Below are 12,922 nucleotides of genomic sequence, written 5' to 3'. Positions count from 1 at the left end.
GCGCATGCGCCGCCCGGCCGCGCCGCGCCGCCCTCAGCGTCCGGCCTGCCCTTCGGCCTGGCGCATTCCGCCAATCAGGTCGCGCACCACGCCGGCCGTCTCCAGCGGGCGTTCCATCGGATAAAGATGGCCGCCTTCGACAAAGCGCAGGCGCTCGCCGACGAGCCTGCGCGTGGCGCCCAGCCCCACCTGCCGCACCTCGCGCGAGCGCGTGCCGGCGACAAAGCCTACCGGCACCGGCACGCCTTGCGCCACGCGGCGGCCCAGGCTGGTCGGCAGCGTGCGGTAGATCCGGTATTCGACGTCGCGGTCGAAGCGCAGGCGCCGTTCGGCGGCGCGGCCGGTAGGCTCGGTGCCGTGTTCGGCATAGTCGCGCAGCACGTCGGGGTCCCAGACCTGGAAGTTGCGCTTGGCCTGGAAGTGAGTCCAGACCGATTCGGCATCGGGCCAGTGCGTGCGGCGCTTTTTCGTCACCGCCGCCGGGCTGGGTTTCTCGTCCAGCCCCAGCACCTGCGACGCCCGCAGCAGCGACGCCCGCCAGCCGGCGATGATCGGCGAATCGAGCATGACCACGCCGCGCACGTGCCGGGGATCGCGCAGTGCCGCCATCAGCGACAGAAAGCCGCCCAGCGAATGGCCGACCAGCCAGACCTTGCGCGGATCGTCGCCGCCGCGACGGGCCTGCGCCATCTCGCGCAGCAGTTCCTCGACGAGGTTCGGCCATTCGCGCGTGACCGGCAGGCGCGGGTCGTGGCCATAGCGCTCGACCGCGCGGATCTCGAATTCGTCTTCGAGCGCGCCGAACAGCTTGCGGTAGGTCGGCACGGGGAACCCGTTGGCATGGGAGAACAGCAGGAGGTCGCGCATGGGGGCGATGGCGTGGGGAAGATAAGGATCGCCGCAGAGTGTAATGCCGCGCCCGCGCCGTTCGGGGCCCCCGACCCGTCCGGCGCGTAGGGGAATCCTTCTACCCGCCGGGCGTCGGCCGCCGGCCGCCCTACCGCTCGCGGCGCGCGCGCACCGGCTGGCCCCAGCGGTCCACGTCGTCGCGGGCCAGCGGAAATTCGGCCGGCTGGGTGGCGTCCCACTCGGGGTTGCTGATTTCGCCAAAGACCTGCCGCAGGCGATGGCCCCAGGTGTCGCGGATCATCCGGAAGTAGGCGTTCTTCTCGTCGATGTTGACAAAGCGCGTCACGCGCAGCGAATCGGCCTCGTAGACCAGCAGGTCCAGCGGCAGGCCCACCGAGATATTCGACTTCAGCGTCGAATCCATCGAGATCAGCGCGCACTTGGCGCCCTCGCCCAGCGGCAGCGACGGCGACACCACGCGGTCGACGATCGGCTTGCCGTACTTGGCCTCGCCAATCTGGAAATAGCAGGTCTCGGGCGTGGCCTCGACGAAGTTGCCCGCCGCGTAGATGTTGAACAGCCGGTGGCGCTCGCCACGGATCTGGCCGCCAAAGATCATGCTGACGTTGAAGTCGATGCCGGCCTCGCGCAGCGCGTGGGCGTCGCGCTTGTGCACCGCGCGCACGGCGTCGCCGACGATGGAGGCGGCCTCGAACATGTCGCGGGCCGTCCAGAGCGACCGCTTCTCGTCGCGCGCCTCGGCCAGCAACTGGCGCACCGACTGGCTGATGGCCAGGTTGCCGGCCGTCATCAGCACCATCACGCGGTCGCCCGGTTCCTCGAAGACGGTCATCTTGCGGGCCGTGGAAATGGCGTCCACGCCGGCGTTAGTGCGGGAATCGGACAGGAATACCAGGCCGGCATCGAGCCGCATGGCTACGCAATACGTCATGAGTATCAATGGTTGGCGACGGCAAGCTTGCATTCTAGCCGGTCGCGGAAATGGGGAAGCCCTGGGGGTCAAGCGTTTGAACGGCGCGCGGACATTCTGCCCGGCGCCCGCCCCCCGGAGCGGGCGGAACAACCGTCAGGAAACGGGCGTGATCGAGATATCGACTTCCAGCGTCTCGCCGGCGCCGCCTTCCAGGATGCCCCGGATCGGTGCGGCCGACGCGTAGTCGCGCCCCACGGCAAGCCGCACATGGCGCGCGTCCGTCACACAACGGTGCGTGACGTCGATGCTGCACCACAGGCCCTGCGCCGCGTCCAGGCAGACGTCGGCCCAGGCGTGGCTGGCCAGTGCCGTGGCGGCCGGGTCGTAGAAGTAACCGCTGACATAGCGCGCCGGGATGCCGAGCGACCGGCAGGCCGCCACCATCACCTGGGCCTGGTCCTGGCAGACGCCGCTGCCTTCGCGGAACGCCTCGGCGGCCGACGTGCCGACATGGGTCGTATTGGCCTGGTAGCGCACCCGGTCGGCAATGCCGCCGGCCAGTGCCACCAGCGCCGGGGCGTCGTGGCCGGCCGCCAGGTACGGCGCGGCGAACGCGCGCATGTCGGCCGGCGCCTCGGTCAGTGGCGTGCCGGCCATGAAGTAGAGCGGCGACACGCGCGACTCGCCAGGCACGGGCACATCGACGAATGCGCGGTGGTCGCCACCTTCGCCCGCCGTCACATCCACCTCGCCTGACGCCGCGATGGCGATCGTATGGGCCGGGCCCGTCATCGTGAAGTTGTGGACGATGTTGCCAAAGCCGTCGCGCGCCTCGGACAGGTTGCCCGGCGCCGAAAGCTGCCACGTCTCGACCGACTGCAGCGGCCCCGAACGCGGCGCCAGCCGCAGCTCATGCACGCTGCGGCGGACCGCTTCGGTGTATCGGTAGACGGTGTTGTGGTGGATCTTGTATTTCACGTTGCGTATCGCGCACATGGCACGCCTTGCCGCCCTGCCGGCCAGCGACGTGGCGTGCCCGGCACCCGGGTCGCGCTCAGGCCGCCAGCAGCGGCACCAGGAAGTCCTGGCTGATGCCGTTGCCGAGGTCACCGATGCGTTCGAGGAAGCTGGTCAGGAAGGCGTGCAGCCCGACGGCAAAGATGTCGTCGATGCGCGCGTATTTGAGGTCGGCGTGGAGTTTACCAGCCTGGCGCTCGGTCTCGGCCGACTGCTGGTTGCGCACCAGCGCCAGGATCGCCACCACCTCGTCCAGGCTGGACACCAGCGAGCGCGGCATGTCCGGCCGCAGGATCAGCAGCTCGGCCACGCGCTGCGGCGTGATGACGGCACGGTAGATCTTGCGGTAGACCTCGAAGCCCGAGACCGACCGCAGCACGGCGGCCCAGTGGTAGAAGTCGTTCTGCTCGCGGTTCGGGTCCAGGTCGCCGTGCTCGCGCGCCGACGCCTGGAACTTGACGTCAAGAATCCGCGCCGTGTTGTCGGCCCGCTCCAGGAACGTGCCCAGCCGCATGAAGTGGAACGCGTCGTCCTTGAGCATCGTGCCGAACTGCACGCCGCGCGCCAGGTGCGAGCGGAACTTGACCCATTCGAAGAAGCGCGACGGGTCGTCGCGCAGCTCGCCATCGGCGATCATGCGCTGGACGTCCAGCCACGTGGTGTTGATGGTCTCCCAGACCTCGGTCGTCAGCGACCCGCGCACCGCCCGCGCGTTCTCGCGCGCCGCGCGCAGGCAGCTCATGATCGACGACGGGTTGGTCATGTCGCGCACCATGAAGTCGATCACGTCGTCGCGGTGCAGCAGCCCGTACTTGTGGTCGTAGGCGCGGGTCAGCTCGGAGATGTCTAGCATCGCCCACCAGCCCTGCTCGGCCACCTCGGCCGACTGCGGCAGCAGCGAGGTCTGGTAGTTGACGTCGAGCATCCGCGCGGTGTTTTCCGCGCGCTCGGTGTAGCGGGCCATCCAGAACAGGTGGTCGGCGGTGCGGCTCAGCATGGCAGGTTCTCCCGGCGGTCGGCGGTCATGGATCAGCGCTCCAGCACCCAGGTGTCCTTGGTGCCGCCGCCCTGCGACGAATTCACCACCAGCGACCCCTCGCGCAGCGCCACGCGCGTCAGGCCGCCGGGCACCATGCGTACCTCCTTGCCCGACAGCACGAACGGCCGCAGGTCGATGTGGCGCGGCGCGATGCCCGATTCCACATAGGTCGGGCACGTGGACAGCGCCAGCGTGGGTTGCGCGATGTACTGCTCGGGGCGGGCCTTCACGACTTCGCGGAACTGGGCGATCTCGGCCTTCGTGGCCGCCGGCCCCACCAGCATGCCGTAGCCGCCCGCGCCGTGCGTTTCCTTGACCACGAGGTCGGCCATGTGGTCCAGCACGTACTGCAGGTCGTCCGGCCGCCGGCACATGTAGGTCGGCACGTTGGACAGGATCGCCTCCTCGCCCAGGTAGAAGCGGATCATGTCCGGCACGTACGGATAGATCGACTTGTCGTCGGCCACGCCGGTGCCGATGGCGTTGCAGATGGTCACGTTGCCGGCCCGGTAGACCGACAGCAGCCCGGCGGCACCAAGCGCCGAGTCCGGCCGGAACACCAGCGGGTCCAGGAAGTCGTCGTCCACGCGGCGGTAGATCACGTCGATACGCTGCGGGCCCTGCGTGGTGCGCATGTACAGGTGGTCATCGTCGACGAACAGGTCGCTGCCTTCCACCAGCTCCACGCCCATCTGCTGGGCCAGGAAGGCGTGCTCGAAGTAGGCGGAGTTGTACATGCCCGGCGTGAGCACGACCACGGTGGGATCGGCGATGTTCTGCGGCGACACGCTGCGCAGCATGTCGAGCAGCAGGTCCGGGTAGTGGGCCACGGGCGCCACGCGGTTGCGCGCGAACAGTTCCGGGAACAACCGCATCATCATCTTGCGGTTTTCCAGCATGTACGACACGCCGGACGGCACGCGCAGGTTGTCCTCCAGCACGTAGAACTCGCCCTCGCCGGCGCGCACCACGTCGATGCCGGCCACATGGGCGTAGATGTCGCGCGGCACGTCGATGCCGAGCATCTCGGGCCGGTACTGGGCGTTGTTGTAGATCTGGTCCGGCGGGATCACGCCCGCGCGGATGATGTCCTGCCCGTGGTAGATGTCGTGGATGAACCGGTTCAGCGCCGCCACGCGCTGGCGCAGGCCGCGCTCCAGCGTGGCCCATTCGCTGGCCGGAAACACGCGCGGGATCACGTCGAACGGAATGGTCCGCTCGGTGCCGCTGTTGGACTCGTCCTTGTCGCCGTAGACCGCGAACGTGATGCCCACCCGGCGAAAGATCAGGTCGGCCTCGGCACGCTTGTTGTCCATCGTGGCCGCCGACTGCCGGCCCAGCCAGTCGGCAAAGCTCCGGTAATGGGGCCGCACCGCGCCCTGCGGCAACGCCTGCCCGGCCTCGATGGCCGGCACCGTGCCGTCCTCCCGCCCTTCCAGCATCTCGTCGAAAAACCGCGCCGCCATGATGGCCGCTCCTTCGTGGATGTGGGCGCCCGCCGCCCGGGCCGTGCCGCCAGCCAGCTACCGGTCCCGTCCCGCACGGCCATACCGCCAGCCGCCCTTGTTATCGATGCCTCGTCGAGTCGACGCTTGAAGCATATCCGTACCGGCCAAACCCGCAAGGGGCACGCATCTGGCAGGGTTGGGGGTACGCGGAACGGTTTAGCAAGATGCGCGCCAGGGGGTGGGGGTGGCAGGTCCTACGGCCTGGCTTGCTCCCCTCTCCCGCACGACACCGAATCCGGCGGGCACTTGGTCAGGATGTCCTGCACCAGCGCCTCGGGCGGGCGGCGGATATCCAGCACCAGCGCGTCGTGCGGTTCTTCGAGCGTGTCGAACTGGCTCTGCAGCAGCGCCGGGTTGAAGAAATGGTCCGAGCGGACCGACAGCCGGCTGCCGATCGTTGCCGCATCGCCCTTCATGAACACGAACGTCACGCCGCCGTCGGGCGGGGTCAGGCGGTCGCGGTAGGCCTGGCGCAGCGCGGAGCAGGTGAACACGTGGGTCCGGCCTTCGGCGCGGGCGGTGTCGATGGCCGCGCGCATGGCGTCCAGCCACGGCCAGCGGTCTTCGTCGGTCAGCGGCACGCCGGCGTGCATCTTGGCCTTGTTGGCCTCGCTGTGGAAGCTGTCGGCGTCATGAAAGCCGCAGTGCAGTTGCTGCGCCAGCAACTGGCCGACCGTGGTCTTGCCGCTGCCGGAAACGCCCATCAGGATATAGATCATGTCTGCTCCATCGAACATGGTGTCGGGTGGTGTTGCCACCCTTGTCGGTAGCCGCCGGCCACGTGCGGCGCGGCACGGCGGTGCCCCGGCACACACTGGCCGGGGAATACGAAGTTTCGGAAGAAAGCCGGCGCCTGACGGCGCCTATTGTGCGACGGCGGCGTCCGTTTGGACAGCCGCGTCGGCCTCGGACAGGTCCAGCGCACTGCCGCCCTCCTCGGCGATGCGGGCGTGGCGTCGGAACAGGCCGAACAACCCGCGACCCATGCTGAAGTCCGCGAACGGGTCGGCCGGTGCCGGCGCGGCCGGACGGGCCGCGAACGCCTGCTGCGCGGCGGCGTCCCCCACCAGTTCGAGCGTCCCGGCCACCGCATCGACGCGGATGATGTCGCCGTCACGCACGCGCGCCAGCGGGCCACCGGCCAGCGCCTCGGGGCCGACGTGGATCACGGCCGGCACCTTGCCGGACGCGCCGGACATGCGCCCGTCGGTCACCAGCGCCACCTTGTGGCCCGCATCCTGCAGCGCGCCCAGCGCCGGCGTCAGCCGATGCAGTTCGGGCATGCCATTGGCATTCGGCCCCTGAAAGCGCACCACGGCCACGACGTCGCGGTTCAGCTCGTCGGCCTCGAAGGCAGCCTGCAGCGCCTCTTGCGAATCGAAGACGCGCGCCGGCGCCTCGACCACGCGGTGTTCGTCGGACACGGCCGAGACCTTGATCACGCCGCGTCCGAGGTTGCCGGCCATCAGCCGTAGTCCGCCCTCGTCCGAGAACGGCGCCGACGCGGGCGCCAGCACGGCGGTATCGCCGCTCGTGGTCGGCCCGTCGCGCCAGCGCAGCTTGCCGTCGGTCATGACCGGTTCCTCGGTGTAGCGGGCCAGCCCGCGCCCGACCACGGTGTTGACGTCCTCGTGCAGCAGCCCGGCGTCCAGCAGTTGCCCGATCACGAAGGCCACGCCGCCGGCCGCGTGGAAGTGGTTCACATCGGCCGACCCGTTGGGATAGACCCGCGCCAGCAGCGGCGTCACGGCCGAGAGCTGGTCGAAGTCGTTCCAGTCGATCAGGATGCCGGCCGCCCGCGCCATGGCGACCAGGTGAATCGTATGGTTGGTCGACCCGCCCGTGGCCAGCAGGCCCACCATGGCGTTGACGATGGCGCGCTCGTCGACGATCTGCGCCAGCGGCGTGTACTCGCGCCCGCGGGCGATCAGCGCCAGCGCCCGCTGTGCCGCCGCCGTGGTCAGCGCATCGCGCAGGCCGCTGTCCGGATGCACGAACGCCGCGCCCGGCATGTGCAGGCCCATGACTTCCATCAGGAACTGGTTGCTGTTGGCGGTACCGTAGAACGTGCAGGTACCCGCGCCGTGGTAGGCCGCGCATTCGGCCTCCAGCAACGCATCCCGGCCCACCTGGCCCGTGGCGTAGAGCTGCCGCACGCGCGCCTTTTCCTTGTTCGACAGGCCCGACGCCATGGGGCCTGCCGGAACGAAGACGACCGGCAGGTGGCCGAACTGGAGCGCGCCCATCAGCAGGCCGGGCACGATCTTGTCGCAGACGCCCAGCATCAGCGCGGCATCGAACGTGTTGTGCGACAGCGCCACGGCGGTACCCATGGCGATGGCGTCGCGCGAGAACAGCGACAGCTCCATGCCGGCATTGCCCTGCGTGATGCCGTCGCACATGGCCGGCACCCCGCCCGCCACCTGCGCCACGGCGCCCACGGCACGGGCGGCCTCGCGGATCACGGCCGGGTAGCGCTCGTAGGGCTGGTGCGCCGACAGCATGTCGTTGTAGGCGGTGACGATGCCGAGGTTCGGCGCATGCTCGACGCGCAGCTTGAGCTTGTCGTCGGCCGGCAGCGCCGCATAGCCATGGGCAAGGTTGGCGCACGACATGCCGCGCAGCGGCCCGAGGTCCTGCTGCGCGCGCGCGCAGCGCGCCAGGTAGGCGGCGCGGCTGGTGCGGCTACGTTCGATGATGCGCTGGGTCACGGCCGAGATTTCGGCGCGGACATTGCCACTGGCGGCTTGGGTCATGGCGGAATGGGTCCTCGTGGGGCGATCCGGACGAGCAGTCAATGCAGGCGGCAGGCCGTCCGAATCTGTAGATTTTCTACATTATAGCCACGGCCGGGAGGCGCCCGGAAGCCTTGCCTCGGCGGCGAAATGGCGTTATACGCGCAAATTTCAGCGGAATCCGGGTAAATCCGGAGGGCGACGTCACGCAACAATGGTTCGATTTCATGATTCAAATGTGTAGAATCTCTACAAAATTCAGGGCTGCATACCGAAGCCGAGAAGCTGAAGCTCGAAGCCCGGTACAACCAGAAGCCCGGTACGACACCCACGCACGACCTCCCGTCCGACCCTCACCATGCGCGACAGAATCCTCGCCGTCTACGACACGCTACGCCCGTCCGAACGCCGGCTGGCCGACTATGTGGCCCGCCACGGCGCCAGCGTCATCCGCCTGACCATGCCGGAACTGGCCGAGCGCGCCGGCGTCTCGCAGCCCACCATCGCCCGCTTCTGCGCCGCGCTGGGCTACGACGGCTTCAAGGAATTCAAGCTCCAGTTCGCCCAGAACGTCGGCGGCGGCACGCCGTTCGTCCACCAGGACGTGGAAGCCAGCGACCGCCCGGCCGACATCGCCGGCAAGGTGTTCGACCGCACCATCGCCACGCTGATGAGCGTGCGCAACGCGCTGTCCGCCGACCAGATCGAGCACGCGATCCGCCTGCTGGCCAGCGCCCGGCGCATCGAGTTCTACGGCTGCGGCAACTCCGGCATCGTCGCGCTCGACATCCAGCACAAATTCTTCCGCCTGGGCATTCCCACCACGGCCTACTCCGATTCGCACGTCTTCAGCATGTCCGCCGCCCTGCTCCGGCCCGGCGACGTGGCCGTGCTCGTGTCCAACAGCGGCCGCACCTGGGACATGCTGGCCGCCGCCACGCTGGCCCGTGGCAGCGGCGCCAGCGTGCTGGCGCTGACCCACAGCGGGTCGCCGCTGGCCCGGCTGGCCGACGTCTGCGTGTTCTCCGACGTCGAGGAGGACAGCGAGGTCTACACGCCGATGACCTCGCGCATCTGCCACCTCGTCCTCGGCGACGTGCTGGCCGCCGGCGTGGCGCTGGAACGCGCGGAGTCTGTCGCCGCCGGCCTGCAGCGCGCCAAGGCCCACCTGCGCGAGCGCCGCATCGCCGGCGCCGAACCGGCCCCGCTGGCCGCGCAGCCCGAGGACACCGACACCCCCGCCACCACACGCGCCCCAAGGAAATCCCCCAAGCCAGCATCCAAGGCGTCCCCGGCCCCGTCCGCCCGGCGCGGCAGGACGCCCGCCAAGGTCGACTAGCCCCTCAACGCGGCGCCGGCGGCCGGTCGCGCCAGTAGCGGCGGACGTGCTGCCGATACGGCACCACCCGCAGCCCGTCGCCGTCCGTGACGATCGTGACTGCGCCGGTCTCGTCGGTCCGGTACCGTGCGATGCCGGCACGCCCGTACCGCTGCCAGACGTCCTCGCGCGGATGCCGGTAGCGGTTCGCAAATCCGAGCTGGAAGACCGCCACCGCCGGCTGGACGGCCCGCAGGAACGCCACATGCGACGACGTGCCGCTGCCATGGTGCGGTACGACCAGCACGTCGGCCCGCACCTGGGCCGGCGGCGCCCGGGCGATGAACCCCAACTCCTCGTTCACGCCGATATCGCCCGTCAGCAGCACGCTGCGGTGGGCCGTTGCCACGCGCAGGACGCAGCTTCTGGCGTTGCTCGACAGCGTCGCGCGCGTCAGGTCTTCCGCCGTGGGATGCATCACGTCGAACCGGACGCCGTCCCACACCCACCCTGCCCCGGCAACGCAAGGCACCCACGGCCGTCCCGGCAAGGTCAGGAGCCGGTGACCGGGCGCAGCGGCGGTCATGCGCGCGCTGACCGGCACCGCGCGCATGACATCGAGCACGCCGCCCGCGTGGTCCGCGTCCTCGTGGCTGACCATCAGCATGTCCAGCCAGCGCACGCCGACGGCACGCAGGTACGGCACGACGACCTGCGCGCCCGCGCTGGCGCCCGATACGTAGGACGGCCCCGCGTCATAGAGCAGCGCATGCCGGCGTGTTTCGACCAGCACGGCGGTGCCCTGCCCGACATCGAGCGCGGTGACCCGCATTTCCCCTTCCGCGATGGCGTCGCGCCCGCCGAGCAACATCGGCAGCATCAGTACCGCACCGGGCCAGCGCGGCAGGGCCCGGCCGCCCGCTTTCGCCCGCAACCGGGGCAGCCGCACCCGGCCCGGTGTCAGCAGCACCACCACACCGGCCAACGCCAGCCCGGTGACCAGCCAGCCCGGCTGTGCGGCTTCCCATACCGCCCATGACGGCGCCGCCAGCCACGCCAGCCCGTCCACCAGCGATGCCAGCAGCGCGTGGGCCACGCCGAGCAGCATCGTCGCCACGTCGGCGGGCAGTACGGCGCTGGCCAGCGCCATCGGCGTCACGAACAGGCTGACAACCGGTATCGCCACGGCATTGGCCAGGCACGAGACCACCGACACCTGCCCGAACAGCAGCAGCGTCAACGGCACGAGCCCGACGGTCACCGCCCACTGCGCCCGCGCGGCCTCGACCAGTGCCCGGACAATCCGCCGCCCGCAGCGCGCGACGAACCCGCCGAAGCCCTGGCCGATGACAGGCGCCCCGCCGCCCCGCGCTTCCTGACCCCCCGCTTCCCGCTCGCCCGACTCCGGCCGCCGCGCATGGAAGAAGATCGCCGCCACGGCGCCAAACGACAGCCAGAAGCCGGGCGACATCACGGCCCAAGGGTCGATGGCCACCGCCACCCCGGCCGCCCACGCCAGCACGACCGACACCGGCGGCGCCCGGCCGCTCCATAGCGCGACGGCCGCCACGATCAGCATCGTGACCGTCCGCAGCGCCGGAATCTGCATGCCGGCCAGCAGGCCATAGCCGAGCGCGGCCAGCACCGTCACCACCAGTCCGGCCTGCTGCGCCGGCCAGCGCAGCGGCAAGGGCCGCCGCAGCACGCCGCCCAGGCCGAACGACCGTCGCCACAGCCCGCGCGCCACCGCGCCGGCCGCCCCGGCGACCATCGTGATATGCAGGCCCGAAATGCTGACCAGATGCGAGATGCCGGTGCGCCGGAACACCTCCCAGTCGGCCTGCGCAATGCCGCGCTGGTCGCCGATCACCAATGCCACCAGCACCGGCCCGTACCGCGCATCGGCCGGCATCGCCGCGCGCAGGTGGTCGCGCACGGCCGCCCGCCACGCCGCGACGCGGACCATCCACGGCAGCGCGCCGTCGTCGCCCCCGGCTGGCTGGCCCTCCCGCACGTAGCCCGTGGCGTCGATCCCTTCGGCGAGCAGCCAGTACGCGTAGTCGAACCCATGCGGATTGGCCAGCCCGCGCGGCGGCCGCAGCCGCACCGTCAGCTGGTAGCGCTGCCCCGGCACCAGCCGTTCCGGTGGATCGCGCCACGTCAGCATGACCGACGACACGCCGGCGCGTTGCGCCCGATCGTCGTCCCAGCGCGCTACGTTGAAGCGGAACCGCGTGCCATGGCCGGCGTCGTCGGGCAGGCCCGCCACCACGCCCTCGGCAACCAGGTCGCGCGCCATCAGGTCCGGCGGCAGCCAGCGGTTCATGCGCAGCTCCGCGCGCCACGCGGCCCAGCCGAAGGCCGCCAGCGCGGCCAGAGCGATGACCAGTGCCCAGCGCGCATGACGCCAACAGGCCGGGCGGGCGCGCACCAGCAGCGCGCCCGCCAGCATGGCCGCCACGGCCCAGCCGATCCACCACGCGCGCGACGCCGGCAGTTCGGCCTGTTGCTGCAGCAGCCAGCAGCCCGCCACCAACGCCAGCAGCACCACGCGCATCGAAACCCTCCGACCGGTTGAACAACGGGCGTAGTTGTACCGCGCCGGCACACGGCAAAACGTGTCCGTCTGCTGCGGCGATGTGTCAACAGGTTAAAACGGAGGGAAAGCGGAGGAAAACGGAGGAAAGACGCGCTCAGCGCGGCGCCATCACGTCGGCAAAGGCGGCCAGCCGTGGCAGGGCCGCCACGGCGTTGCGCCACATGGCATCGGCCAGTTCGCGCTCGGGCAGGCCGCGCAGGTCGGCCATCGCGCGCGCCACGCCGGCCACCTCGCCGGGCGTGTTGCGCGCCTTGTGCTGCTCGCCGAACTGGTCGTCGGACAGCCACGCCGGGGCGATGTCGGGCGCGTCGGTTTCCAGCACGATGGCCTCGATCGGCAGTTCGCCCGCCAGCCGGCGGATCTGCCGCGCCCGCGAGAACGTGACATTGCCGCCAAAGCCGAGCTTCATGCCGTGCTCGACATAGCGGCGCGCCTGCTCGTGGCTGCCGTTGAACGCGTGGGCAATGCCCTGCCGCACGCCCACCCGCCGCAGCCCCGCGTACACCTGGTCCTGCGACTTGCGCACGTGCAGCAGCACCGGCAGGTCGAATTCGCGCGCGATCTTGAGCTGCTCGGTGTAGAGCCAGGTCTGGTGCGCGGCGTCCAGGCCGGGCACGAAGAAATCGAGTCCGATCTCGCCGATGGCGACGAGGCGCGGGTCGTCGATGGCCGCGGCCACGCGGGCGCGCAGCGCATCCAGGTCAGCCTGACCGGCGCCGGGCGTGCACAGCGGATGGATGCCCAGCGCGTAGACGCAGTGCGCGTGGCGCTGGGCCAGCCCGCTCACGGCGTCGAAGTTGGCCACCGCCACGGCCGGCAGCACGATGCCCGAGACGCCCGCCGCCGCGGCGGCCGCGATCACGGCGTCACGGTCGGCGTCGAACTCGGCCGCATCGAGGTGGCAGTGGGTATCGATCCACATG

General features: G+C 70.4%; 10 protein-coding genes. 1 reads left to right on the top strand and 9 read right to left on the bottom strand.

Annotated elements, in window-relative coordinates; all coding sequences use genetic code 11:
• Positions 1-33: 33 nt before the first annotated feature.
• The 7 genes from EPAKOI_RS05110 to edd form a co-directional block, all read right to left on the bottom strand.
• A complete protein-coding gene (locus EPAKOI_RS05110; protein WP_423193134.1) occupies positions 34-867 on the bottom strand; it encodes an alpha/beta fold hydrolase in 834 nt (277 codons plus the stop codon).
• Between the two features lie 130 nt (positions 868-997).
• Positions 998-1,801 (bottom strand): peptidase, encoded by an 804-nt coding sequence (locus EPAKOI_RS05105; protein WP_423193133.1) that lies wholly within the window; start codon positions 1,799-1,801, stop codon positions 998-1,000.
• Positions 1,802-1,936: 135 nt separating this feature from the next.
• The gene (locus EPAKOI_RS05100; RefSeq protein ID WP_423193132.1) at positions 1,937-2,761 is read right to left on the bottom strand and encodes a transglutaminase family protein; all 825 of its coding nucleotides are present in this window, start codon (positions 2,759-2,761) and stop codon (positions 1,937-1,939) included.
• A 76-nt stretch (positions 2,762-2,837) separates the two neighbouring features.
• Positions 2,838-3,797, bottom strand: coding sequence for an alpha-E domain-containing protein (locus tag EPAKOI_RS05095; protein WP_124684761.1), 960 nt, complete (start codon positions 3,795-3,797; stop codon positions 2,838-2,840).
• A gap of 32 nt (positions 3,798-3,829) precedes the next feature.
• The gene (locus EPAKOI_RS05090) at positions 3,830-5,305 is read right to left on the bottom strand and encodes a circularly permuted type 2 ATP-grasp protein (RefSeq protein WP_423193131.1); all 1,476 of its coding nucleotides are present in this window, start codon (positions 5,303-5,305) and stop codon (positions 3,830-3,832) included.
• 236 nt (positions 5,306-5,541) lie between these two features.
• Positions 5,542-6,066, bottom strand: coding sequence for a gluconokinase (locus tag EPAKOI_RS05085; protein ID WP_423193130.1), 525 nt, complete (start codon positions 6,064-6,066; stop codon positions 5,542-5,544).
• Between the two features lie 144 nt (positions 6,067-6,210).
• Positions 6,211-8,103, bottom strand: a complete 1,893-nt coding sequence (gene edd / locus EPAKOI_RS05080; protein WP_423193129.1) for a phosphogluconate dehydratase — start codon at positions 8,101-8,103, stop codon at positions 6,211-6,213.
• 337 nt (positions 8,104-8,440) lie between these two features.
• Between edd and EPAKOI_RS05075 the strand changes: the two genes are divergently transcribed.
• On the top strand, positions 8,441-9,421 hold the full coding sequence (locus EPAKOI_RS05075) for a MurR/RpiR family transcriptional regulator (RefSeq protein ID WP_423193128.1): 981 nt from the start codon (positions 8,441-8,443) through the stop codon (positions 9,419-9,421).
• Between the two features lie 4 nt (positions 9,422-9,425).
• Here the strand turns inward: EPAKOI_RS05075 and EPAKOI_RS05070 are convergent, their stop codons facing one another.
• Positions 9,426-11,957, bottom strand: coding sequence for a DNA internalization-related competence protein ComEC/Rec2 (locus EPAKOI_RS05070; RefSeq protein ID WP_423193127.1), 2,532 nt, complete (start codon positions 11,955-11,957; stop codon positions 9,426-9,428).
• Between the two features lie 136 nt (positions 11,958-12,093).
• The gene (locus EPAKOI_RS05065; protein ID WP_423193126.1) at positions 12,094-12,921 is read right to left on the bottom strand and encodes a TatD family hydrolase; all 828 of its coding nucleotides are present in this window, start codon (positions 12,919-12,921) and stop codon (positions 12,094-12,096) included.
• Between the last annotated feature and the right edge of the window lies 1 nt (position 12,922).

The organism is Cupriavidus sp. H18C2 (genome assembly GCF_049393795.1).
GTDB lineage: Bacteria > Pseudomonadota > Gammaproteobacteria > Burkholderiales > Burkholderiaceae > Cupriavidus > Cupriavidus pauculus_C.
This window is presented reverse-complemented; position numbering and strand designations above follow the sequence as displayed.